Origin of the sequence: Brachybacterium sp. SGAir0954 (assembly GCF_005490785.1) — a bacterium.
In the GTDB taxonomy this organism is placed as follows: Bacteria; Actinomycetota; Actinomycetes; order Actinomycetales; family Dermabacteraceae; genus Brachybacterium; species Brachybacterium rhamnosum.
The window spans coordinates 2,864,739-2,888,062 of sequence record NZ_CP027295.1; the positions used below are offsets into that span (position 1 = coordinate 2,864,739).

Annotated in this window: 26 protein-coding genes and 1 riboswitch; of the genes, 17 read left to right on the forward strand and 9 right to left on the reverse strand. The window is 74.1% G+C overall.

Annotated elements, in window-relative coordinates; translation table 11 throughout:
* Positions 1–103: 103 nt before the first annotated feature.
* From C1N80_RS12875 to C1N80_RS12905, 7 genes are all read left to right on the forward strand, one after another.
* The gene (locus C1N80_RS12875; RefSeq protein WP_137771136.1) at positions 104–2,782 is read left to right on the forward strand and encodes an excinuclease ABC subunit UvrA; all 2,679 of its coding nucleotides are present in this window, start codon (positions 104–106) and stop codon (positions 2,780–2,782) included.
* 489 nt (positions 2,783–3,271) lie between these two features.
* Positions 3,272–3,820, forward strand: coding sequence for a type 1 glutamine amidotransferase domain-containing protein (locus C1N80_RS12880; protein WP_137771137.1), 549 nt, complete (start codon positions 3,272–3,274; stop codon positions 3,818–3,820).
* A gap of 7 nt (positions 3,821–3,827) precedes the next feature.
* The gene (locus C1N80_RS12885; RefSeq protein ID WP_137771138.1) at positions 3,828–4,139 is read left to right on the forward strand and encodes a putative quinol monooxygenase; all 312 of its coding nucleotides are present in this window, start codon (positions 3,828–3,830) and stop codon (positions 4,137–4,139) included.
* A 252-nt stretch (positions 4,140–4,391) separates the two neighbouring features.
* Positions 4,392–5,426, forward strand: coding sequence for a nitronate monooxygenase family protein (locus C1N80_RS12890; RefSeq protein ID WP_137771139.1), 1,035 nt, complete (start codon positions 4,392–4,394; stop codon positions 5,424–5,426).
* The gene (locus C1N80_RS12895; RefSeq protein ID WP_168198107.1) at positions 5,426–6,295 is read left to right on the forward strand and encodes a spermidine synthase; all 870 of its coding nucleotides are present in this window, start codon (positions 5,426–5,428) and stop codon (positions 6,293–6,295) included. Before C1N80_RS12890 ends, C1N80_RS12895 begins: the two co-directional genes overlap by 1 nt.
* A gap of 208 nt (positions 6,296–6,503) precedes the next feature.
* A complete protein-coding gene (locus C1N80_RS12900; protein ID WP_137771140.1) occupies positions 6,504–6,842 on the forward strand; it encodes a hypothetical protein in 339 nt (112 codons plus the stop codon).
* 10 nt (positions 6,843–6,852) lie between these two features.
* On the forward strand, positions 6,853–7,266 hold the full coding sequence (locus C1N80_RS12905; protein ID WP_137771141.1) for an SRPBCC family protein: 414 nt from the start codon (positions 6,853–6,855) through the stop codon (positions 7,264–7,266).
* A 31-nt stretch (positions 7,267–7,297) separates the two neighbouring features.
* On the opposite strand, the gene C1N80_RS12910 is transcribed toward C1N80_RS12905, so the two are convergent.
* Positions 7,298–7,495: a hypothetical protein gene (locus C1N80_RS12910; RefSeq protein WP_137771142.1), complete on the reverse strand. Its 198-nt coding sequence runs from the start codon at positions 7,493–7,495 to the stop codon at positions 7,298–7,300.
* A 131-nt stretch (positions 7,496–7,626) separates the two neighbouring features.
* On the reverse strand, positions 7,627–8,226 hold the full coding sequence (locus C1N80_RS12915) for a trans-aconitate 2-methyltransferase (RefSeq protein ID WP_137771143.1): 600 nt from the start codon (positions 8,224–8,226) through the stop codon (positions 7,627–7,629).
* 268 nt (positions 8,227–8,494) lie between these two features.
* Here C1N80_RS12915 and C1N80_RS12920 point away from each other — a divergent pair, with 268 nt between their 5' ends.
* Positions 8,495–9,733 carry a glycosyltransferase gene (locus C1N80_RS12920; RefSeq protein WP_137771144.1) on the forward strand — a complete coding sequence of 413 codons (1,239 nt, stop codon included), beginning with the start codon at positions 8,495–8,497 and terminating at the stop codon, positions 9,731–9,733.
* The gene (locus C1N80_RS12925; RefSeq protein WP_137771145.1) at positions 9,730–10,503 is read left to right on the forward strand and encodes a PIG-L family deacetylase; all 774 of its coding nucleotides are present in this window, start codon (positions 9,730–9,732) and stop codon (positions 10,501–10,503) included. The genes C1N80_RS12920 and C1N80_RS12925 overlap by 4 nt, the downstream gene beginning before the upstream one ends.
* A 28-nt stretch (positions 10,504–10,531) precedes the next feature.
* Here C1N80_RS12925 and C1N80_RS12930 read toward each other — a convergent pair whose 3' ends face one another.
* Entirely contained in the window at positions 10,532–11,257 is a 726-nt protein-coding gene (locus C1N80_RS12930) for an endonuclease/exonuclease/phosphatase family protein (protein WP_137771146.1), read from the reverse strand.
* A complete protein-coding gene (locus C1N80_RS12935) occupies positions 11,254–12,291 on the reverse strand; it encodes an ADP-ribosylglycohydrolase family protein (protein ID WP_240811127.1) in 1,038 nt (345 codons plus the stop codon). Before C1N80_RS12935 ends, C1N80_RS12930 begins: the two co-directional genes overlap by 4 nt.
* Before the next feature lie 102 nt (positions 12,292–12,393).
* Here C1N80_RS12935 and C1N80_RS12940 point away from each other — a divergent pair, with 102 nt between their 5' ends.
* The 6 genes from C1N80_RS12940 to C1N80_RS12965 all read left to right on the forward strand — a co-directional run bounded on the left by C1N80_RS12940 (position 12,394) and on the right by C1N80_RS12965 (position 19,050).
* Complete coding sequence (locus C1N80_RS12940; protein WP_240811128.1) at positions 12,394–13,236, forward strand: hypothetical protein; 843 nt, start codon at positions 12,394–12,396, stop codon at positions 13,234–13,236.
* A 51-nt stretch (positions 13,237–13,287) separates the two neighbouring features.
* Positions 13,288–15,258 carry a M13 family metallopeptidase gene (locus C1N80_RS12945; RefSeq protein ID WP_137771148.1) on the forward strand — a complete coding sequence of 657 codons (1,971 nt, stop codon included), beginning with the start codon at positions 13,288–13,290 and terminating at the stop codon, positions 15,256–15,258.
* Between the two features lie 19 nt (positions 15,259–15,277).
* Complete coding sequence (locus C1N80_RS12950) at positions 15,278–15,850, forward strand: hypothetical protein (protein ID WP_137771149.1); 573 nt, start codon at positions 15,278–15,280, stop codon at positions 15,848–15,850.
* A gap of 14 nt (positions 15,851–15,864) precedes the next feature.
* Positions 15,865–15,969: riboswitch (TPP riboswitch) on the forward strand.
* Positions 15,970–16,026: 57 nt separating this feature from the next.
* A complete protein-coding gene (locus tag C1N80_RS12955; RefSeq protein WP_240811129.1) occupies positions 16,027–16,617 on the forward strand; it encodes an ECF transporter S component in 591 nt (196 codons plus the stop codon).
* Positions 16,618–16,627: 10 nt separating this feature from the next.
* Positions 16,628–18,661 (forward strand): ATP-binding cassette domain-containing protein, encoded by a 2,034-nt coding sequence (locus C1N80_RS12960; protein WP_240811130.1) that lies wholly within the window; start codon positions 16,628–16,630, stop codon positions 18,659–18,661.
* Positions 18,658–19,050, forward strand: coding sequence for an ankyrin repeat domain-containing protein (locus C1N80_RS12965; protein ID WP_137771151.1), 393 nt, complete (start codon positions 18,658–18,660; stop codon positions 19,048–19,050). Before C1N80_RS12960 ends, C1N80_RS12965 begins: the two co-directional genes overlap by 4 nt.
* Here C1N80_RS12965 and C1N80_RS12970 read toward each other — a convergent pair.
* Positions 19,023–19,490 carry a GNAT family N-acetyltransferase gene (locus C1N80_RS12970; protein WP_137771152.1) on the reverse strand — a complete coding sequence of 156 codons (468 nt, stop codon included), beginning with the start codon at positions 19,488–19,490 and terminating at the stop codon, positions 19,023–19,025. The genes C1N80_RS12965 and C1N80_RS12970 overlap by 28 nt on opposite strands.
* A 60-nt stretch (positions 19,491–19,550) precedes the next feature.
* Here C1N80_RS12970 and C1N80_RS12975 point away from each other — a divergent pair, with 60 nt between their 5' ends.
* Both C1N80_RS12975 and C1N80_RS15580 read left to right on the forward strand, forming a co-directional pair.
* Positions 19,551–19,886: a deaminase gene (locus tag C1N80_RS12975; RefSeq protein WP_240811131.1), complete on the forward strand. Its 336-nt coding sequence runs from the start codon at positions 19,551–19,553 to the stop codon at positions 19,884–19,886.
* A gap of 34 nt (positions 19,887–19,920) precedes the next feature.
* Positions 19,921–20,061, forward strand: a complete 141-nt coding sequence (locus C1N80_RS15580; protein ID WP_168198108.1) for a hypothetical protein — start codon at positions 19,921–19,923, stop codon at positions 20,059–20,061.
* On the opposite strand, the gene C1N80_RS12980 is transcribed toward C1N80_RS15580, so the two are convergent.
* Genes C1N80_RS12980 through C1N80_RS12995 form a run of 4 tightly spaced genes read right to left on the reverse strand, consistent with a single transcriptional unit; the run spans position 20,051 to position 23,265 of the window.
* Positions 20,051–21,070 (reverse strand): alpha/beta fold hydrolase, encoded by a 1,020-nt coding sequence (locus C1N80_RS12980; protein ID WP_137771153.1) that lies wholly within the window; start codon positions 21,068–21,070, stop codon positions 20,051–20,053. The two genes, C1N80_RS15580 and C1N80_RS12980, sit on opposite strands and share 11 nt — an antisense overlap.
* An 11-nt stretch (positions 21,071–21,081) precedes the next feature.
* Positions 21,082–22,134 carry an Fpg/Nei family DNA glycosylase gene (locus C1N80_RS12985; RefSeq protein ID WP_137771154.1) on the reverse strand — a complete coding sequence of 351 codons (1,053 nt, stop codon included), beginning with the start codon at positions 22,132–22,134 and terminating at the stop codon, positions 21,082–21,084.
* Entirely contained in the window at positions 22,134–22,622 is a 489-nt protein-coding gene (locus C1N80_RS12990) for a ribose-5-phosphate isomerase (protein WP_137771155.1), read from the reverse strand. The genes C1N80_RS12985 and C1N80_RS12990 overlap by 1 nt, the downstream gene beginning before the upstream one ends.
* Before the next feature lie 34 nt (positions 22,623–22,656).
* Complete coding sequence (locus C1N80_RS12995) at positions 22,657–23,265, reverse strand: DsbA family protein (protein WP_137771156.1); 609 nt, start codon at positions 23,263–23,265, stop codon at positions 22,657–22,659.
* Positions 23,266–23,324 lie beyond the last annotated feature (59 nt).

Consider the following 23,324-nt stretch of genomic DNA (forward strand, 5'->3'; position numbering starts at 1 on the left):
GCGCCTGCCGCCGCTGCGGCGACAGGCGCCACGGGCAGGTGGGCCGTGGAGGACGGGGCCATGCTCCGACCGATCGGTGGAACGCGTTGCTAGTGTCGCCGGCATGGTCGACGCACGCAGGTCCGCACCGTCGGACTCCACATCCGTTCAGCCCGACGTGCAGGTTCTCGGCGCACGGGAGCACAACCTCCAGGACATCGACCTGACGGTGCCTCGCGACGCGCTGGTGGTGTTCACCGGGGTCTCGGGCTCGGGGAAGTCGTCCCTGGCGTTCGGAACCCTGTTCGCGGAGTCCCAGCGCCGTTATCTCGAGTCCGTCGCTCCCTACGCTCGTCGCCTGATCGACCAGGCCGGCGTCCCGGACGTCGACTCCATCACGGGCATGCCGCCGGCCGTCGCTCTTCAGCAGCAGCGCGGGGGCCGCAGTGCGCGGTCCTCGGTGGGCAGCATCACCACGCTCTCGTCACTGGTGCGCATGCTCTACTCCCGGGCCGGCCACTACCCCGATGACCAGCCGATGCTCTACGCCGAGGACTTCTCCGCCAACACGGTGCAGGGCGCATGCCCGGAGTGCCACGGCATCGGCCGGGTGTACGAGGTCACCGAGGACACGATGGTGCCGGACCCTTCGCTGACGATCCGCGAGCGGGCCATCGCCTCCTGGCCGACGGCCTGGCACGGTCATCAGCTGCGCGATGTGCTCGTCGCGCTCGGCTACGACGTCGATGTGCCCTGGAAGGATCTGCCGAAGGAGGATCGGGACTGGATCCTCTACACGGACGAGACGCCGTACGTCCCGGTCCACTCGCGGCTCACGCTCTCCGAGGCGCAGGCCGCGACCGCGGCAGGCGTGGAACCGAGTTACTCGGGCACCTTCGTCGGAGCTCGTCGGTACGTCCTGGACACGTTCGCGAACACCAAGAGCGGGTCGATGAAGCGTCGCGTGGCGGAGTTCCTCACGGTTGCTCCCTGCCCCGCCTGCCATGGGAAGCGGCTGAAGCCGGAGGCCCTGTCCGTGACGTTCGACGGCCTCGACATCGCCGATCTCTCCGCTCTGCCGCTCGCGGAGCTCTCGACGCTGATCGACCGGGCGGTCGAACGGGCCACCAGCGCTCTCGACGGGGCTGAGTCGGCGGGCAGCACCGGTGGCCGGGCTGGCCGGCGCGACGCCGGGCAGCGGGCCGACGCCGGAGGATCCGCCCCCGCGGTCGTCGAAGACGCACGCATGTCGTCTGACCGATCGGTCGAGAAGCTGGCCGCGACAGCACGATTGGGCGCGGAGCTCGTCAACAGACTGCGGCCGATCATCGATCTCGGTCTGGGGTACCTGTCCCTGGGCCGCACCACCCCCACCCTCTCCGGCGGGGAGCTGCAGCGGCTGCGGCTCGCCACCCAGCTGACCTCCGAACTTTTCGGCGTGGTCTATGTGCTCGATGAGCCGTCCGCTGGGCTTCATCCGCAGGACGTCAGCGCGCTGCTCGGCATCCTCGACGGGCTCAAGCGCCGGGGCAACAGCCTGTTCGTGGTGGAGCATTCGGTGGATGTGATGCGGCACGCGGACTGGCTGGTCGACATCGGGCCCGGCGCGGGTGAGCGCGGCGGGCGTGTCGTCTACAGCGGGCCCTACGAAGGGCTCGCCGAGGTGGAGGAGTCCGTCACCCGCGGATACGTCTTCGGGGGCAGCGGCCTGCCCCACCGGACGCCTCGCGAGCCGCAGGGATGGCTGAAGCTCGAGCACGTCACGCGCAACAACCTGCGCGACGTGTCGATCTCCTTCCCGCTCGGGGTGTTCACCGCCGTCACCGGAGTGTCGGGATCAGGCAAGTCCAGCCTGGTCAGCCAGGCCCTCCCCGCACTGCTCGACGAACGGCAGGGACGAGCTGACCAGGCGGAGGACGCTGACGCCGCCGAAGGGGACGAGCTCCTGCTGTCGGACGAGCCCGACGAGCTCGAGGGAGAGATCCGCGGCGACGTCGACGGGGTGCGCCGCGTCGTGAGCATCGACCAGAAGCCCATCGGGCGCACCCCGCGCTCGAACGTCGCCACCTATACGGGCCTGTTCGACCACGTGAGGCGGAGGTTCGCGGAGACGCCCGAGGCTCGCGCTCGCGGGTACAAGGCGGGCAGGTTCTCCTTCAACGTCACCGGCGGTCGCTGCCCGACCTGCAAGGGCGAGGGATCCGTCATGGTGGAGCTGCTCTTCCTCCCCTCGGTCTACACGGAGTGCCCCGACTGCCACGGCACCCGCTACCAGTCCAGCACGTTGGAGATCGCCTGGCGCGGCCGCAACATCGCGGAGATCCTCGCCATGAGCGTCGAGGAGGCCCACGACTTCTTCCAGGGCGAGTTCGACATCATGCGGTCGCTCGCGGCGCTGGTCGACGTCGGCCTCGGATATCTCCGTCTCGGACAGCCGGCCACCGAGTTGTCCGGAGGCGAGGCGCAGCGGGTGAAGCTCGCCTCCGAGCTCCAACGATCCCAGCGCGGTGACACCCTCTACGTCCTCGACGAGCCGACGTCCGGGCTGCACAGCGCCGATTCCGACCGGCTCGTGACGCATCTCCAGACCCTCGTGGACGCAGGCAACACCGTCGTCGCGGTCGAGCTCGACATGCGCATCGTCGCCGTGGCGGACCACGTCATCGACCTCGGGCCCGGGGCGGGGGACGATGGCGGCACGGTGGTCGCCTCAGGCACGCCCGCGCAGGTCGCCTCGTCCGGAGCCGGTGCGTCGGCGCCGTACCTCGAGGCCGCGCTCCGGGAGGCCGCCTCCCGGGCGTGAGCGTCGGACGGCTGCGACGGGGTCGATGACCTCGTCGCAGGGAGCGCATCGGACGAACAGGCTGCGTCGCCAGATCGGCGACCCTCGGACGACGCCGACCGGACGTCCTGCGGCGTCGTCGACGTCCTCGTGCCCCGGCGTCCCGACGTCCCGGCGTCCCGGCGTCCCGGATGAGATGGCCACGTGCGCCCCGTCGCTGACGTGCGAGGTCTACCCTTACTGAGGGGCAGGCGCTCACACTCGGCCAGGCCCCGGCGAAGAAGTCCCACCGTCGATGGCGGAACGTCAGCGACGACCTCCGGGCCGAAGCTTCCTCTCCGTCCCCCAGGACCCGGCCCGAGAATCGGCAGCCACCACCTGCCGGGACCTCGATGAGCGCAACGACGACCGCACCCGAGTCGTCCTGCACCCGAACCACGCTGCCCGGTACGGACAGCGTGCGGCTCGCCCCACGGGCAAGCCGTCATCTCTCGCAGAACGGAGCAGAACATGGCAGACGAATTGCATGGCAAGCGGATCGCGATCCTGGCCGCGGACGGCGTCGAGCGCGTGGAGCTCGAGCAGCCGCGACAGGCTCTTCAGGACGCCGGGGCCACGACCGTGCTGCTCTCGCTGCACGATGGCGAGATCAAGGCCCGCGAGAACGACCTGGACGAGGCCGGAACGTTCTCGGTCGACGCCCTGGTGAAGTCCGCCTCGGCCGACGAGTACGACGCCCTGCTGCTTCCCGGCGGCACGGTCAACCCCGATCAGCTGCGCATGGACGCCGACGCCGTCGGATTCGTGCGCGACATCATGGTCGCCGACAAGCCGGTCGCCGCGATCTGCCACGGACCGTGGACGCTGGTCGAGGCCGGTGTCGCGAAGGGTCGGACGCTGACCTCGTACCCGAGCATCCGCACCGACCTGCGCAATGCCGGAGCGAACGTCGTCGACGAAGAGGTGGCGCGCGACGGGAATCTGATCACCAGCCGCTCGCCCGAGGATCTCCCGGCCTTCAACGCCGCGATGGTCGAGCTGTTCAGCCAGGACAAGTGAGGAAAACATGGTCAACGTTGCATTGTCGGTCGTCGTTCACGCCAAGCCGGGGAAGGAGCAGGACGTCGCGGACTTCCTCCGCAGCGCCCGCCCCATCGTCGAGCAGGAGGAGGGGACGCATGCCTGGTTCGCCCTGCAGTTCGACCCATCGACCTTCGGGATCTTCGACGTGTTCCCCGACGACGAGGCCCGCCAGACCCACCTCTCGGGTGGCGTCGGTCAGGCACTCGCTGCGCAGGGAGCTGATCTGTTCAGCACCGAGCCGAGCATCCAGAACGTCGACGTGATCGCGTACAAGCTGCCCGGCGAGACCGCCTAGAGCATCAGCGTCGATTGACATCGGGGTGAGGCCCCGATCGGCTCCACAGCCGTGACCCCGGCTGTGGAGCCGACTCATCGCACCTGCCTATCCCGGATGCCGCGAGGGACGGGGCCCCGCGGCCGACCGGCCTGCAGCGGTGATGCGATCGTCGCCGTGCACGGACGGGCAGCATCGGCATCGGATCGCGGAGCCTTCCGACCAGCGCTCCCGGTGCACCCGTCCCCGGCCGCCGAGCGCTACCGTCGGACCATGACCCCGTCCCCGCTGCTGTCCTCCCTCGGCGTCGACCTCCCCCTCGTCGGGGCACCGATGGCCGGCGGGCCCGGCTCCCCCGCGCTCGTCGCCGCCCTCGCCGCCGGCGGCGCCCTGCCCATGGTCGCGGGCGGCTACCTCTCCCCCGGGGCCCTCGGGGAGCGCGTCACCGCGGCGCGGGCCACCGGTCACGCCTTCGGCGTGAACCTCTTCGTCCCCGGTCCCCCGGACTTCGACCGGGACGCGTTCGCCCGCTACGCGGAGCGCCTCGCCCCCGAGGCGGAACAGCTGGGCATCAACCTCGACCCCGCGCCGCGCGTGGACGACGACGCCTATCCCGCGAAGCTCGCACTGCTCCTCGGCGACCCCGTCCCGCTCGTCAGCTTCACCTTCGGCCCGCCCGCGGCGTCCGACGTCGCGGCCCTTCAACGCGCCGGCTCCCGGGTGCTCGTCACCGTGACGACGCCCGAGGAGGCCCGCGAGGCGGAGGCGCGCGGGGCCGACGGCCTCGTCGTGCAGGGTCCGCGCGCCGGCGGCCACTCGGGCACCTGGGACCCGGGGCGGCGGATCGGCGAGGAGGACACCGCCGCCGTGGTGCGCGCCGTCCGCGCGCAGACCCGCCTCCCCCTCGTCGCCGCCGGCGGCGTGGACGGCCCGGCCGCCGTGACCACGCTCCGGGAGTCCGGGGCCGAGGCGGTCGCCGTCGGCACCCTGCTGCTGCGCGCCGAGGAGGCCGGGACCTCCGCGACGCACCGCGACGCCCTCGCCGACCCGCGCTTCACCGCCACCGCCGTCACCCGGGCCTTCACCGGACGACCCGCCCGCGCGCTGCGCACCCCGTTCCTTCAGCGGCACGACGCGGAGGCGCCCACCGCCTATCCCGCCGTGCACCACCTCACCCGTGCCCTGCGGGCCGAGGCGAGCCGGCGCGGCCTGGCCGAGCTCGTGCACCTCTGGGCCGGCACCGGGTTCCGTGCGGCACGCGCGGTCTCCGCCCGCACCGTGATCGACGACCTCGCCGGCGACCTCTGATGGGGCGCACCCACCCCGTCACGGGCCCCCCGGACGACGATCTGCCCCGCACCCCGGACGGCCCGGCCCGGCCCCGCACCGTGCACCTGTCCGAGAGCGGCCTGCCCGCCGTGGTCGAGCGCTCCGACTGGGACGAGGGGTGGGTGCTGAGGATCGGCGGGATCGAGCAGTCGCACGTGGACCTCGCGGATCCCTCGCGGATCTCCCACGAGTACCTCCGCCGCATCGCCGCAGCCGTGGACACCGTGCGGCCCCGCGGCGAACCGCTCACGATCGCCCACCTCGGCGGCGGCGCCCTCACCCTCGTGCGCTACGTGCAGGCCACGCGGCCCGACTCCGAGCAGCTCGTGATCGAGCTCGAGCGCGAGCTCGTGAGCTTCGTCGTCGGCGCGCTGCCCCTGCCCGCGGGCACGCGGCTCGAGGTGGTGGTGGGCGATGCGCGCGACCGGCTGCGCGAGATGCCCGGACGCCTCTTCGACGTCGTGGTGCTCGACGTCTTCTCCGGCGAGGCCTCTCCCCCGCACCTCGCCGCCGAGGAGTTCTACGTCGAGGCGCTCGAGCACCTCGAGGTGGATGGTCTGCTGCTGGTCAACGTCGGCGACGACGCCGGGCAGCACTTCATCGCGGCCCAGGCCGCGGCGCTCGAGGCGGCGAGCGTCTCCCTCGGCCTGCCGGGCGTGTGGATGCTGACGGCGGCCGCCCTCGTGGAGCGCAGCGACTTCGGCAACTACGTGCTCCTCGCCGGCGGCGCCCTCGCCGCGGCGGACATCGACGAGCAGTCGCAGCGCTGGTGGGCGGCGGGCCCCCATCCCGCGGCGGTGCTCGATCCGGAGGAGACCGCCCGCTTCGTCTGGAGGCGCGGCCGCTGATCCCGGCGACCCAGCGCCATGACGCGCTGACGCGCGCGCCGTCGGCGTCTCCTTCCGCTGACGGGAAGGGGACGCCGACTGCTCGCCGGGCACCGGCCCACGGGGGAGCGAGGGAAGGACCGGGAGACCTCCGCCCCGTCCGCGGCACCCGCTCGTCCGTCGGCCCCCTTCCCTAGCGTGAGCATCACGCCACGGAAGGAGGCAGCCGATGTCCCCGACGATCCTCGACCGGTCCTCCGGTCGCAGCCCCGCCGAGGTCGAGCGCGACCGGATCCTGGAGGGTCTCCTGGAGGCGCGCCCGGCACTCGCCGCGCACATCACCCGCGGCCCGAGCGGCGCGCTGACCATCCCGCTCGCGGGTGGGCGGCACGTGGAGATCGGCCGCCTGCCCCGCCGGGGCCGCGCCCGCTGGGTGGTCGTCTCCCCCGCGGGCCAGGGGGCGATGGTGCAGGAGCCACGTGGCACCGCCGCGCTCGTGCGAACGGTGCTGCGCGCCCTCGACAGCGCCGCGGGCGGAGCCGGGCTCCCCGTGCACCGCGCCTGCTAGCGTCGATCGCATGAGCACGACGAGCAGCAGCGACAGCCGGCACCTCAGCGTGGTCGTGGAGCGTCCCTGGAAAGACGTCTACGCCTTCACCGCCGATCCGCGGAACCTGCCGCGCTGGGCCGCGGGCCTCGCGGGCAGCGATCCGCAGCGGGAGATCGAGCAGTGGTCGATGAGCTCCCCGATGGGCAGAGTGCTCGTGAGCTTCGCGCCCGAGAACCCGTACGGGGTGCTCGACCACACGGTGACCCTCGAGAGCGGCGAGTCCACGCTGAACCCGATGCGGGTGCTTCCGCTGGGCGAGGAGCGCAGCGAGGTGGTCTTCACCCTGCGCCGCGGCACGATGGGCGAGGATGAGCTCGCGGCCGACGAGGCCGCGGTCAGCGCGGACCTCGCGACCCTGAAGGGCCTGCTCGAGGAGCGCTGAGCCGCGGCTCGTCCCCGCCGGCGGCGGTCGCTCAGTCCCAGCAGGCGGCGCTCTCGTCCATGAGGGCGATCCTCTCGATCACGGCGTCCACGGTGCGGGCCGTGGCGGTGAGGCGGGTGATGCGCTCGGGAAGGAGCGTGGACCGCCGCCGCAGGTGCGCGAGCAGGATCCCGATCTCGCGGTGGACGAGCACCTGCAGGAGTCGGGCGATGTCGCCCGTGACGCGCACGCCCGGCGGCGGGACCGGCCGCTCAGGCGCGGCGGCTCGGTTCGTCCGTCAGGGCGCGCACGGAGGTGGTGGACGGCGCTCCCGCACGGCTCCGCGACGGGCCTTCGGTGCGCTGGGGACCGCGACGGCGGTCAGGCGGTCTTCCGCGCGAGCGTCGTGATGACGTGCCAGTGCTTCTTGTCCGCCTGGAAGCGGCCGTCCTCGTCGCGGATCGAGCGATCCAGGACCTGGAAGCCGCGGAACATCGCGTCGATCTGCGGGGCGTCGAGAGCGGCGATGTCGTCCCGCTCGGCCCACGAGTCGTTCCGGCCGATGACGTCGACGGCCATCACGCCGCCGCGGGGCAGCGCGGAGACCAGTCGGGGCCAGGTCCGGGTGAGTCCCTCCTCGCCGAGCAGGGAGAGGGTGTAGGTCGAGTAGACGATCCGCGCGGGCGGGAACTCGAGCACCGAGGTGACGTCCGTGTGGTGGAAGCGCACGGTGCCGCTCATCCGCTGGTTCTCGACGAGCCGGGCGGCGAGGGTGTCGTCCGCATCGTAGGCGTGCACGGTCCAGCCGCGGCGGGCGAACTGGAGGGAGTCGGCGCCGGCGCCGGCGCCGATGTCCAGCACGGTGCCGGGGCGGCGCGCGCCACCGGCGGCGGTGATCGCGCGGTCCACCAGGCGGCGCGCGGGTCGCCCGGCGGCGCTCGCGTTCAGCGCCCCCCAATCCACCGTCTGGGCTGTGTCCATGCCCACGACTCTGGACCCTTGTCGGGGCGTGTTCAACTTCTCGTGACCCAGGCCGCCCCGGTTTTCGTCACGGGCGAACACGGGTGCCGGCGGGGAATAGACGGGACCCCCGGGGAGTATGGGTTCGGGACCTCCGGACGAGGACCGCGCCGGGACCCTCGCCGCGGTCGCGGACCCCGCCCGGCAGCGCACCGGGGACGTCTCCCGGCACCGGCAGGGGCCGAGTGCCGGCACGGCACCGACCGTGCTCCCACCTAGGATGGCTCCCATGCCGGAGACCACCTCGCGAAGCGGCGCTCCCCTGAGGATCGCCGCGATCTCGCTGCACACCTCCCCGCTCGAGGACCCGGGCGGGGACGACGCCGGCGGCATGAACGTCGTGGTGCTCGAACTGTCCCTCGCCCTCGCCCGGGCGGGCCACACCGTCGAGCTCATCACGCGCCGCGCCGCGCCGGACGCCCCGGACGTGGTCGACGTCGCCCCGGGGGTGCGCCTGCACCACCTCGACGCGGGCCCGCCCGCGACGCTCGCGAAGAGCGCGATGGAGCAGGCGATCGCCCCGTTCCGCAAGCACCTCGGCGGCCTGCTCGCCGAGCTCGACGTGGACCTCGTCCACTCCCACCACTGGTTCAGCGGCGTCGCCGCCCTGCCCGTGGCGCGCGAGCTCGGGGTCCCGCACCTGCAGTCCTTCCATTCGGTCGCGGCCCCGGAGGGCTCCGGCTCGCTCGACGCGGGCGAGCCCGCGGAGTCGCCCGGCCGGATCCCCGGCGAGGCTGCCGTCGCGGAGGGCTCCGACCTCGTGGTCGCGGTCTCCGAGGCGGAGGCCTGCACCGTCGCCGAGCGCTACGGCGTGCCCGGGGAGCGCATCACGATCGTCCGCCCCGGCGTGGACGTCGAGCGCTTCCGCCCCTCCCCGGAGGATCCCGAGGAGCGCCGCCGGCGCCCCACGCTCCTGTTCACGGCACGCCTGCAGCCGCTCAAGGCCCCCGATCTCGCCCTCGAGGTGCTCGCGCACCTCGACCCCGCGATCGGGGCCCGGCTCGTGCTCGCGGGCGGCGTCTCCCAGGACTTCGCCCCGTACCTCCAGCAGCTCCGCGACCGGGCCCGTGAGCTCGGTGTCCAGGACCGGGTCGAGTTCGCCGGATCGATGGGCCGGGAGCAGCTCGCCGCGGCCATGCGCGGGGCCGGCGTGCTGCTGCTCACGAGCTGGTCGGAGACCTTCGGCCTCGTCGCGCTCGAGGCGCAGGCGAGCGGCACCCCCGTCGTGGCCTGGCGCTGCGCGGGCGGCGTGAAGGAGGCGGTGGGACCGGGCGGCGTGGTGCTCGGCAGCCGTGACCCGGACGTCTGGGCGGAGGCCGTGGAGGCGATGCTCGGCGACCCCGCACGCTTCGCGGAGGCCGTCACCGCCTCTCGCGAGTTCGCGACGACCCGCACCTGGGAGGCCTCCGGGGAGGCCCTCGCCGCGCTGTACCGCGAGCAGCTCGCACGCTCGGAGGCCCGGCGATGACCCCCTCCCCGCAGGACCCGTGGGCGCTGCTCGACGCCGCCCGCCGGGTGCTCGTCGTCCACGCCCATCCGGACGACGAGACCCTCTCCACCGGCCCGCTCATCGCAGATCTCACCGCGCGCGGTGTGCACGTCGAGCTCGTCACCGCGACCCGCGGCGAGGAGGGCGAGGTGGTCCCCGGTGCGATCGCGGAGGACGACGACCGCCCGCTCGACGAGGTCCGCGCCGCGGAGATCGACGGGGCGACCCGCGCACTCGGCCTCGCGGCCCGGCACCTCCTGGGGACGGCGCCGGCCCTCGCCGCGGGCGCCGCCCCACGCCGCTACCGCGACTCGGGCATGCAGTGGATCCGTGAGGGGCTCGCCGGCCCCTCGGACACCGCCGGGGAGGACAGTCTCACCCGTCGGCCCCTCGAGACGGAGGTCGCGGACCTCCTCGCGCTGATCGCCTCCACCGGCCCCGACCTGATCGTCAGCTACGACGACGAGGGCACCTACGGCCATCCCGACCACGTGCGCACCCACCACCTGGCGCGCGCGGCGAGCGCGGAGAGCTCCGTCCCGATGCTCGAGATCTCCGAGCACGGCGCGGTGCGGGAGCTGCCGGGCACCGCCGCGGCGGTGACGGCGGCGCTGCGCTGCTACCGCACCCAGCTCACGGTCGTCTCGGCCGACGACGCGGGGGTGCTCGTGCGCCACGTGGGCGGACAGGACCAGCTCGTGCCCTTCTCCGCCGGGCTCCGCACCGCGACGACCGACGCCCGGCCCTGAGCCCGGGGCAGGGGCGGGGCGGTGACGCTCAGAGGGTGACGTCGAGCAGGGTCGGCAGGTGGTCGGAGGCCCCGGCCAGCCGCTCCCGGCTCACGCGCTCCGTGGCGTGCACCGACCGCGCCGCCCGGACCCGCACCCCCGGCGAGGCGAGGACCGCGTCGATCCGGCGCTGCGGCCGGCGCGCCGGGAAGGTCCACTCGCCCTGGTCGGCGGGATCGTCGCACAGCGGAGCGAGCAGCGTGCGGGCGGTGCCGTCGGCCGTCTCGTTGAGGTCCCCTCCGAGGATCACCGGCGACCCGGCGCCGCGCACGAGCGCGGCGAGGTGCTCGGCGTGGGCACGGCGGTTGTCCTCCTGCAGGGCGAGGTGCGTCGCGGCGACGACGACCGAGCGGCCGTCCCCCTCCGGGACGGAGAGCCGCACCGCGGCGACGCCCCGCGGGTAGGTCGAGTTCAGGTCCGAGACCCTCTGGGAGACCCCGTGCGCCCCGCGGCGGACCACCTGCGCGGCGACCGCATCGGTCCCGAGCACGGCGAGGCCGCGGCCGCGGGCCCCGCCGCCCACGAGCACGCGCCGGTCCAGCCGCCGGGACAACCAATCGAGCCGTGCGCGCGGCAGCACGAAGCGCGGCGCCTCCTGGACGAGCAGGACGTCCGGGGCGAGGTCCTCGACGGTGTCGATGATCGCGGGGAGGTCGCCGCGCAGCTCCCACAGGTTCCAGGAGAGGATCCGCAGGTCCCAGACGGCGCCGCTCATGCGGACCGCTCCCGCCCCTCGCCGGCGCCCCCGACCGGACCGATCACGCGGTCGGTGAGGCTGACCAGCTCGTCGAGCTCGTAGCCGGGCCAGCCGAAGAGCATGCGCCGCCACTCGGGCGGCACGGACTTCACGCCGAGGGCGGCGCCGGCGAGGGCGCCCGCGATGCACGCGACGGTGTCGGTGTCGTAGCCGGCGCGCGCCGCGGAGTCGAGCACGCGGCGCAGCATGTCGCGGCGGGCGAAGCGGTCCTCGGGGATCGGCCCGGCGCCGTGGACGGCGGCGAGCGCCGCCTGGAAGGCGTGGACGACCCAGCCGTTGCGCCGGAAGTCCTCCGGCGCGGCGCCCTCCGCCTCGTCGATGCGGCTGCTCCACAGGGCGCGACGGTCCTCGTCGAGCCGCTCGAGGCCGCGCCGCACGTCGATCTCCCCGGTCAGCACCGCATGGCGCACGGCGAGGCCCCAGAGCATGCACGCCTCGACCGTGTCGGGGTGGACGTGGGTGAGCGTGCACACGGCCTCGATGCCGGCGACGGCGTCGTCCTCGGAGGTGAGGAGGTACGGGAGCACGGCGGCGTGGGTGCGCATGAGCGAGCCGTTGCCGGCGTTGCGGGGCGTCGCCGCGTGGGCCGCCTCCGCGGCGCGGCGGAGGTCCGCGGCGCGCGGGGCGAAGTGACCGTCCTCACGGGCGTTGTCCGCCGCGCGGCGCATGACGGAGGAGGTGAGGGTGCCGATGTCCGGGGTGCCGAGGGACCACGAGTACCACTCGCGGGCGATCTGGTCCTGCGCGGAGTCGACGCGGAGGTCGTGCAGACCCGGGGACGTCGCCGCCGCCTCGAGCACGACGATCGCCATCGAGGTGTCGTCGGTCCACTCGCCGGGCTGCCAGTCGAGGATGCCGCCGCCCACCATGTCGACGTCGTCGGAGGCGGCCACCGGGGCCTGGAACTCGTAGGGTGCGCCGAGGGCGTCCCCCGTCGCCGCGGCGACCACGGCACCGAGCGCTCGCTGCCTCTGCGCAGGCGTCAGCCCCATGCCCTCGACCTTCCTGCCGTCCGACGTCACAGGGGGCATCGTCGCACATCGGATCGGGGCCACCCTGATCCCGGTACCCTGGTGGGGACCAGAAGGAGCTCCATGACCGAGACCCCGGGGACCTCCCCCCGCGTGGAGGGCACCGCCGATTCCTGCGCCGCGACGCCGCAGGATCCGCACACGGCCCACGACCCGCACGACCACTCCGACCACGACCATCCGCCGACGGGAGCGGACCTCGTCCGGGACCTCGTGCGCGGGCTCTCGGTCGTCGCGCTGCTGATCCCCGTCGTGATCGTCGTCCTGCTGCTCACGATCCTGCCGATGGCGCCCTCGACCCCGCTGCCGCTCGTGCTGGGTCTCGCGCTCGGCGCCGCGCACCTGCTCTCCCTCGTGGTGACGAGCCTGTTCGTGAGCCGCACGCGCCGTCAGCTGGCCGTGAACCCGGGACTGCTCGCCGTGCGCAGCGCGGTCGACGAGCTGCTGCGCGTGGCCGCCGTGCTGCTGGGCCTGCTGCTGTGGCCCGGGGAGCTGCGCGGTGAGCTCGGCGTGTGGATCGGCGCGGGCGCCGCGATCGTCTGGCTCGTGCTGGCCACCACGCAGACCGTCTCCACCCGGCGCCGGATCGCCAGCCCCTCGCAGTGGGCGGAGGACGCCGTGGCGACCCTCCTGCACCATCGTGTGGGCGCCCGCTCCACGGTCGTCATGCGCCTGCTCGACGTCATCGGCACCGCCTGCTTCCAGGTGGGGGCGACGGTGCTGGTCATCCTCTCCCCCGTGCTCGTGATCGGCACGGCCGTGCTCTCGATCGGCTCCGGCCTCTCGACGCTCGTGCTCCAGCGCCGCCCGCCGGCGGAGCGCGCCGGCACCGCCTGGGCGTACGTCCCGCTCGGCGTGGGTGTGCTCACCCTGCTGCTCGCCGTCCTCGGCCTCGCCACCGCCTGACCCACGCCCGACCACCGCCCTCGCCCGCTGACCGTCAGAAAGGTCGCCCTCATGACGACACCCCGCCCCTCCGGCCTCGACCTCAGCGCCCGCGACGACGCGGTGAGGATCCAGGACGACCTCTTCGGCCACGTCAACGGCACGTGGCTGCGGGAGCACACGATCCCCGCGGACCGCTCGACCGACGGCGCCTTCCACGCCCTCCGCGACCTCTCCGAGGAGCAGGTCCGCGAGATCGTCGAGGATGCCGCGGGCGCGGAGGAGCCGGGACGGATCGGCCGCCTGTACCGGATGTTCATGGACACCGAGGCGATCGAGGCGGCGGGCATCGCGCCGCTCGAGCCGCTGCTGGGCGGGATCGGCGAGGCGGCCTCCCTCGAGGACCTCGTGCGCCTCATGGCCTCCCCGGACTCGGGCACCTCCGCCGTCCTCGCCTACGTGTGGACCGACGATCACGACTCCAGTCGCTACCAGGTCAAGATCCACCAGGGCGGTCTGGGCCTGCCGGACGAGTCGTACTACCGCGAGGAGTCCTATGCGGCGATCCGCGAGGCCTACGTCTCGCACCTCGCCGAGCTCGCGCGCCTGGCCGACCTCCCCGGCCGCCCCGGCCTCCCCGAGGGCGACGCCGAGGCGCTCGCCGCGGCCGTCATGGATCTCGAGACCCGCCTCGCCGCGTGCCACGTCGACGTCGTCCGTGTGCGCGACCGCGAGAAGTCCGACAACCCGATGACCGCCGCGCAGCGTGCGGAGCTCGCCCCCGCCTTCCCGTGGGACGCCTTCGTCGAGGGGACCGGCGCCCCGGCGGGGACCTTCGACGTGGTCTCCGTGGGACAGCCCGAGTTCGTCTCCGCGGCAGCCGAGCTGCTCGCGGCCGAGGACCTCGCGGTGCTGCGCGCCTGGATGGCCGTGCACACCGTCTCCGCCTACGCCCCCTATCTCCCCGCGGCGCTCGTCGACGCGAACTTCGCCTTCTTCGGCACCGTGCTCTCGGGCGCGGAGGAGCTGCGTGAGCGCTGGAAGCGCGGCGTCGGCTTCGTCGAGGGAGCCGTCGGCTTCGAGGTCGGCCGCGAGTACGTCTCGCGCCACTTCCCGCCGGAGCACAAGGCGCACATGGAGCGTCTGGTCGCCGCGCTGCTCGAGGCGTACCGCGTCTCGATCGAGGGCCTGGACTGGATGACCGAGCAGACGCGCGCGAAGGCGCTCGAGAAGCTCTTCCTGTTCGTCCCAAAGATCGGCTACCCGGAGACCTGGCGGGACTACGAGGGCCTCGAGATCGTCGAGGGCGACCTCGTCGCGACCGTGCGCGCCTCGCGCCGCTTCGACGCCGAGTTCGAGTACGCGAAGGTGGGCGGCGAGGTCGACGAGACCGAGTGGCACATGACCCCGCAGACGGTCAACGCCTACTACAACCCCGGCCGCAACGAGATCGTCTTCCCCGCCGCGATCCTGCAGCCGCCGTTCTTCGACGCGGAGGCCGACGACGCCGTGAACTTCGGCGGGATCGGCGCCGTGATCGGCCACGAGATCGGCCACGGCTTCGACGACCAGGGCTCGAAGTTCGACGGCCACGGCAACCTCGTCACCTGGTGGACCGAGGAGGACCGCGCCGCCTTCGACGAGCGCACCGCAGCCCTCATCGAGCAGTACTCGGCGCTCTCGCCCCGGGACCTCGACGACGCCCACCACGTCAACGGCGCCCTCACCGTCGGCGAGAACATCGGCGACCTGGGCGGCCTCACGATCGCGGTGAAGGCGTACCTCGCGACCGCGGGCGAGGGGTCCCCCGAGCTCGACGGCCTCACAGGCCTGCAGCGCGTCTTCTGGTCCTGGGCGACCGTGTGGCGGGGCCTGACCCGGCCGCAGGAGGCGATCCGCCGCCTCGCGATCGACCCCCATGCGCCGATGGAGTTCCGCTGCAACACGGTGGTGAGCCACCTCGACGCCTTCCACGAGGCGTTCGACGTGCGCGAGGGCGACGGCATGTACCGGACGCCCGCCGAGCGCGTCCGCATCTGGTGAGCGCGTACGCGGGGCGGGCATGAGGCCCGAGGCGCCCTCGTTCACCGACACGACCCGGCCCTCGGCCGTGGGCTGGACGCGGATCGCGCTCACCGCCGCCTCCGGGGTCGTGCTGCTGGTGCTCGCGCTCGTGCGGGCGACCGTCCCGCCGCCGCTGCTGGTCGCCGCGGCCGTGCTCTTCGCGCTGCTCGCCGTGTGGACGTGGATGCACCATGCGACGCGCATCCTGGTCGACGGCCGCGGGGTGACCGTGAGCCTCGGCGGGTTCTGGCCGCAGGCCACATGGCCCGTCGAGGACTTCCGCGGCGTGCAGCTGCGCGAGCTGGACGCCACGGTCGTGGGCGTCACCGTGGGCGGCTACGGATGGCGTCGCGGGCACGCGCTGACCCCCGCCCCGGAGCAGCTCACCGCCGTCGGCTCGCGCCGCACCCTCACCCTGACCGAGACGCAGGCGACCTACCGCCTGCTCGTGACCCGGCCGGGCACCCAGGTCGAGATCATCGGTCGCGGCGGCACCCACTGCCTGTTCTCCCCCACGGACCCGCGGTCCACTGCGGAGGCTATCGACCAGGCGATCCGCGCGCGGCGGTAGACTGGCCCGCGGTCATCCACTGACAGGGGAGCACCGCACGGTGCTGAGAGTGCGCGCATGCGCAGACCCTCGAACCTGAACCGGGTCATGCCGGCGGAGGGAGTCGGGATTTCCGTCGCGGCGCCCCCGGCGCCACGACGCCCCTTTCCACGAGGAGAGGAGTCGGAATGACACGCATGAGGACGATCGACCTGCTGGTCAGCGTCGCGATCGGAGCGGCCTTCGGGGTCGCCTTCCTGGGCTACGGGGCCCTGTACTCGCTGATCGGGCCGCTCACCGCGGCCTTCAAGCCCGCCGAGGGCATCCTCGCCGGCATCTGGTTCCTGCCCGCCGTGCTCGCCGCGCTCATCGTGCGCAAGCCCGGCGCGGCGCTTCTCGCGGAGCTCGTCGCCGCGACGCTCGAGATGATCCTCGGCGGCCAGTGGGGCTGGGGCACCGTCGTCTCGGGCCTGCTGCAGGGCGGCGGCGTCGAGATCGGCTTCCTGCTCTTCGTCTACCGCCGCTTCACGCTGCCCGTCGCGATGCTCGGCGGCGTGATCGCGGCGGCGCTCGAATGGGTGTGGGAGCGCTTCTCCTACTACCCCGAGATGAGCTGGACCTTCGCCCTTCTGCTGCTGGCCTTCTTCCTGGTCTCCGGTGCGCTGCTGTGCGGAGCCCTCGGCTGGGCGGCCGTGCGAGCCCTCGGCGCGACGGGAGCCCTCGACGCGCTGCCCGCGGGCCGGGACCGGGATCGCGAGCGCCGCGCCGCCGCCACGACCGCCGCGTGAGGGCGGCTGCGTGAGGGACCTGCTCCTGGACGGGGTGCGCTGGCGCCCCACGGGCCGCGACGAGCCCACGCTCGACGGCCTGCGCCTGCACGTGCCCGGCGGGCAGAAGGTGCTGCTCACGGGGGTGAGCGGGAGCGGGAAGTCCACCGTGCTGCGCGCCCTGGCGGGCCTGCTCGACCCCGAGGCCGGGGACCTCGAGCAGGCCCCCACCGGGCCCTCCCGCCCCGGGGAGCGGGGGCTGCTGCTGCAGAACCCCGCGCATGCGGTGGTGGGCGCGACCGTCGCGCGCGACGCGGCGATCGGCCCGGAGAACGCGGCCCTCCCCCGCCCCGAGATCCACGAGCGGGTGAGGCGCGCCCTGGAGGCCGCGGCGGTCGACGTCGACGGCTCCCGGGATCCGCTCGCCGTCTCCGGCGGGCAGCAGCAGCGGGTGGCCCTCGCGGGCGCCCTCGCCCTGCACCCCGAGGCGATGCTGCTCGACGAGCCCACGAGCATGCTCGATCCCGAGGCCGCCGCGACGGTGCGCCGCGCCGTGCTCGCGGCCTCCGCCGGGCGGACCCTCGTCATCGCCGACCACCACGTGGAGCCGTGGCGGGAGCACCTCGACCGGATCGTCGTGCTGGGCCCCGGCGCGCAGGTGCTCGCCGACGGACCGCCCGAGGAGGTCCTCGCCCGGCGTCCCGAGCTGCAGGAGACGGAGCCCGCCCCGGGCCCGGCCCCGGAGGCCGAGCTGCGGATCGAGCCGGGGCTGCTCACCGTCGTCACCGGGGCGAGCGGCGCGGGGAAGACGACCCTGCTGCGCTCCCTCGCCGCGGAGGCCGGCCGGCGGCGCGGCTCGCTGCTGCTGGTCCCCCAGGACCCGGCGCACTTCTTCCTCGCCTCGACCGTGCGCGGTGAGCTCGGCGACGCGGCGGATCCCGCGGCCGCGGCGGATGCCCGGTCCCTGCTGGACCGCGCAGGCCTCGCGCACCTCGCCGGTGCCAACCCCCATCGGCTCTCCGGCGGGGAGCAGCGGCGCCTCGCGATCATCGCCGCCCTCGCGGCGCGGCCCGAGGTGCTGCTGCTCGATGAGCCGACCGTGGGCCTGGACGCCGAGCGGCGGTCGGCGGTGCTCGCCCTGCTCGAGGAGGCCCGGGACCGCGGCACCGCCGTCGTCGCCGCCTCCCACGACCCCGTGCTCGTCGCGGCCGCCGGGTCCCGGCACCACCTGGAGGGCACCCCCTCCCCCGCCCCGACGGCGGCGAGCGCGTCGGCCGGGGCAACGACCCCCGCCCCCGAGGCCTCCGCCGAACCCGATCGTCGGATCCTGCCCGTCCCCCGCGCCGCGCACCGGCCCGCGGACGCCCTGAACCCGCTGATGCTCTGCCTGATCGGCATCCTCGCGGCGGTCGGCTCCTACGCCGTCTCCACCTGGCAGGGCGGGCTGCTCGCTCTGCTGCCCACGGTGCTGCTCGCCCCGCTCGCGCTCCGCTCCGTGCGCGGCGCGGTGTGGCGACTCACCCCGGTGCTGCTCTCCGCCGTGAGCATCGCCTGGACGACGGCCCTGCTCAGCGAGGCCCCGGCGCTCAGCGGTGAGGCCTGGCTGCTGGGCCTCAAGGAGGCCTGCCGGATCACCGCCTTCGTCGCCCCCGGGGTCATCGCGCTCACGAGCCTGGACGTCACGGCCCTCGGCGACGCGCTGGGCGGGCGGCTGCGCTGGCCGGCGCGGCCCGTCGTCGCGGTCGTCGCGGCGCTCGTGCGGGCCGGGCACACGGGCCGCCAGTGGGAGATCATCACCTCGACCCGGGTGCTGCGCGGCCGCGGAGGCCGCCGCTCCCCGCGGATGCTCGCCGGCGCGACCCTCGCCCTGCTCGTGGACTCCCTGCGCGGTGCGGAGCAGCAGGCCCTCGCCCTCGACGCGCGCGGCTTCGCGACCGCGACCCGGCGCACCTGGGCGCTGCCCAGCCGCTTCACCCGGGCGGACCTCGTGGGCGGCGCGGTCGCGGTCCTGCTGCTGGTCTGGCCCGCCCTCGCGCAGCTGCTCTGGGCTAGCCTGCCCGGATGAACGACCAGACCGATCCTGTCGACGAGCAGGTCGTGGCCCTCGCCCAGCAGATCATGGACCTCGCCCGCGGCGGCGACCTCGCACTGCTGCCCGTCATCGACCAGGGCGTCCCGGTGGACATGCAGGACGCCGCGGGCAACACCCCGATCATGCTCGCCGCCTACCACGGGCACGCAGAGCTCGTGCGGGGTCTCGCCGCGCGCGGGGCCGACGTGGACCTCGCGAACGACCGCCGGCAGACCCCGCTCGCGGGCGCCGCCTTCAAGGGCGACACGGCCGTGGTGCAGGCGCTGCTCGACGCGGGCGCCGATCCGGCGGCCGGCACCCCGAGCGCGAGGGACACCGCCGCGTACTTCGGGCGTCAGGAGATCGTCGACCTGCTGGGGTGACGGAACACCATGGGCACGTGCTCGATCCCGGCCTCGAGGAACATCGGGCCCACGGTCTCGTAGCCCATGCCCTGGTACCACTTCTCGAGGTAGGCCTGGGCGTCGATGTGCACCTCGGCCTCGGGGGCGAGGCGCTCGGTGAGGTCGAGGGCCGCGCGCATGATCCGCCCGCCGAACCCGTCGCGGCGGTGCGCGGCGGCGACCGCGAGACGGCCGATCCGCAAGGTGCCGTCGGCCTCCGTCAGCACGCGGATGTGGGCCGCGGGCACACCGCCCGCCTCGATCCACAGGATGGTCGTGCCGTCCTCGAGGTCCCGGCCGTCGAGGTCGGGATCAGTGGCGCCCTGCTCCATCGTGAAGACGTCCTGACGCAGCTTCGCCAGGAGGTACACGGTGGTGGGATCGATGTCGCGCAGGTGCGCGGAGTGCAGGTCGGACATGGGCCCACGGTACGACACCGGAGGCGTCGATCCGGTCTCGGCACGGGCCACAACCAGCGCGTGCAGCGCGGCTCCGCGATCCTGCACGGCGAGACCGATGCGATCGAGCGGGCCGGCCGGCGCAGCGCCTCGGTGTATCGCAGGCGTGTGCTCTACACGACGCTCTCGCCGTGCATCATGTGCGCGGGCACGGCCCTGCTGTACGAGATCCCGCGGATCGTGGTGGGCGAGAACCGGAGCTTCGAGATGTCCGAGGCGCTGCTGCGCGATCGGGGTGGGCAGGTCGACGTCGCGGACGACGCGGAGTGCGTGGCGCTCATGGAGCGCATGATCGCCGAGCGCCCCGAGATCTGGAGCGAGGACATCGGCATGGAGGCCGCGGAGCTCGAGCGCTGATCCCCCCTCCCCGCTCGGCACCCCCGACGCGGAGATGACCGACGGGGCGGGCGCCGACCTCCCGCTCGGCATCGCCCCGCTGAACGGGATCCTCGTCGCGCTCGCGCTCGCATGGCAGCTGGGCCGCGTCACCGGGAGCCGGACGCCGGGGAGGGCGGAGCCCGTCACCGCGTGAGGCGGTCCATCGCCTCCCGCCAGGCGCACACCATCACGGGGCCGCCGTGGCCCTCCTCCTCGACCACCACGAGGTCGCTCGCGGGCCAGGCACGGTGCAGCTCCCAGGCGGTGAGCACGGGGCCGGAGACGTCGCGGCGGCCGTGGATCAGCACTGCGGGGACATGGGCGATGCGGTGCATGCCCCCCAGCAGGCCGCTGCCGGGGGCCGCACCCCAGGGCACGGCCCAGTCCGCGACGAAGCCGTCCCGCGCCCAGTAGTGGGTGACGAGGCGGGCGAAGCCGCGGGCGTGCTCCGTCACGGGCTCGTCCTCGGGCACGGCGTGGGAGCGTGCCGCCTGCCCGGTGCCGATGCGGATGTGCTCGTCCTCCCAGACGTTCCAGGCGCGGGCGGCGGCGTCCACGAGCTCGGGGTCCTCCGCCGTGAGCATCCGCCGGTACGCCTCGACCAGGGGCAGGTCCCCGCCGCGGCGGTAATCGGTGTGCTCCTCGGCGAGCGCGGCGAGCTCGTCCCACGCCTCGGGGAGGAGCGCGCCGACGCCCTCGCTGATCCACTCGACCTCCCGGCGGGAGGTCGAGGTGACGGCCATGAGCACCACGCCGCGCACCCGCTCGGGATGCGCCTGCGCGTAGGCGATCGCGAGGGTCGATCCCCAGGAGACGCCCTGGACGATCCAGGCGTCGATCCCGAGGCGCTCGCGCAGCGCCTCGATGTCCGCGACGAGGTGGGCGGTCGTGTTCGCGGAGACGTCCACGGGCCCGGGCGCCCCGGCGCTCGGCGTGCTCTCCCCCGCTCCGCGCTGGGAGAGGCCCACGAGGTAGGTGCGATCGGCGGGGACGTTGCGCCGGTAGCCGGGGCTCAGCCGCCCGCCCGGACCGCCGTGGAGGTAGAGGGCGGGCACGCCGTCGGGGTCGCCGGAGGTCTCGTAGGCGATCTCGTGCCCGTCGCCGACGGGGAGGCGGCCGGTCCCGAGCAGCGGGGCGAGCGGCGGGAGCGCATCGGGGTCCATGACCGGCGACCCTAACCCGCCGCCGCCCATCCCGCCGCCGGGTGCTCGCGCACCCACGGCGAGCGCCGCGTGCGCATGCCCTGGCAGCGCGGGCACCAGTAGACGGTGCGCCCCGCCATCGCGGCGCTGCGCACCGTGGTGCCGCAGACCCGGCAGGGCAGGGTCTGGCGGTGGTAGACGTAGAAGGACTGCTCGCGCGGGACCACGCCCTCACGCTCGTCCCCGTTCTGGCGGGTCGCGCGGCGCGGCTCCACGATCCTCGCCTCGATCCCGCGGTGCTCGGGCTGGGTGGTGACGATCCGGCCCGTGCGGGCCCCGTAGCCGATCAGCGGCACGAGATCCTCCCAGATCCCGGTCACGAGGCCGCGGGACAGGTCCCGGCCCGGCACCCAGGGATCCAACCGCGCGCGCCACAGCAGCTCGGCGCGGTAGATGTTGCCGATCCCCGCCACGACGGACTGGTCCATCAGCTGTGTGCCGATCGCCGTGCGGGAACGCAGCACGCGGTCCACGAAGCGGTCCGGATCCGCGTCCGCGCGCAGCGGGTCCGGTCCCAGCCGCTCGAGCAGGGCGGTGCGCTGGGACGAGTCATAGAGCTCGCAGGCGGTGGGGCCGGTGAGGTCGGCGAGGCCCTTCTCCCCCACGATCCGCAGGCGCACCGTCCCCCGCGGGACGATCTCCCGCCAGGACCCGGTCGCGGCGTCGTCGGCCCCGGTGCCGCCATCCGAGGGGAGGGCCTCCTCCCGCTCGCCGACCCGCAGCCGCGGGGCGCCGATCGCGTGGGCGCTCGCGAAGCCCGACTCGCCCGCGAAGGTCCACGAGCCGTACAGGCCCAGGTGCACGTGCACCATGCGGGTGCCGGGCACACCGGGGGCGAGCCCCTCCTCCGGGCCGAGGTGCAGCAGCAGATGCTTGCCCGCAGCCTCCGCCTCGAGCAGCACCATTCCCGAGAGCGCCGCGGCCTCCGGGAAACGGCCCTGCGGGCTCGACATGCGGAGGCGCTGCCCGCCGAACCCGCGGCGCAGCGCCGCGGCGAGGCGGTGGACGGTGTGCCCCTCCGGCATCAGAAGGCGGCGTCGGCGGAGCCCGCACCCTGGTCGTAGGAGCCGGTGGTCTCGTAGCGGGCCACGAGGTCGATCCGGCGCTGGTGGCGCTCCTCGCCGCTGAAGGGCTCCGCGAGGAAGAGGTCGATGAGGTGCTCGAGCTCCTCCTCGGAGTGCTGGCGGGCACCCACGGAGACGACGTTCGCGTCGTTGTGCTCGCGGGCGAGGCGCGCGGTGTCCTCGTTCCACACGAGCGCGGCGCGCACGCCCTTGACCTTGTTCGCGGCGATCTGCTCGCCGTTGCCGGAGCCGCCGATCACGACGCCGAGCGAGCCCGGGTCCGCGACGACGGCCTCGCCGGCATCGGTGCAGAAGGAGGGGTAGTCGTCCAGCGGGTCGTAGCTGAACGCCCCGTGGTCGACCACGTCGTGGCCCTTCGCGGTGAGGGAGGCGATGAGCCGGTTCTTCAGCTCGAAGCCGGCGTGATCGGTGCCGATGTGGACGCGCATGGGGGTGGCGGTGCCTTTCGCGGGGTGGGGCGGGTCAGTCGAAGATGGGGCCGACGGTGCGGGTGCGCTTGAGCTCGAAGAAGCCCTCGGTGCGGGTCATCAGCTCGAGGCCGTCGAAGAGCATGCCCGCCTCCTCGCCCTTGGGGGCGGGCGAGATGACGGGACCGAAGTAGGCGCGGCCGGGGCCGAAGGAGATGACGGGGGTGCCGACCTCGTCGCCCACGAGCTCGATGACGGCCTTCTGGCGCGAGCGGAGCTCGGGGTCGAAGGACTCGTCGTCGTAGGCGGAGATCAGATCGGCGCCGAGCGAGGTCGCGGCGAGGCCCGCCAGGGCGGCGGCCCGGCGGTCGCCGTTCCCGCCCACGTGGAACTCGGTGCCGAAGGCCGTGTAGAAGGCGGCGAGGTCCTCCTGCGAGCCCTGCTGCGCGACGGCGAGCGCGGTGCGGGCGGGGCCCCAGGCGTCGTCCATGGAGCGGCGGTAGCCCTCGGGGAGATCGCGGCCCTCGTTCAGCGCGGCCAGGGACATGATCGAGAAGGTGATCTCCACCTCCCTGACCTGCGACGCCTCGATCAGCCAGCGGCTGGTCATCCAGGCCCAGGGGCAGATCGGATCGAAGAACAGCTCGACGGGACGCGCGCTCATGGAGGGCTCCTTCTCTCGCGGTGGTGAGCCCCCATTCTGTCACCCCGCAAAAGGCGTTG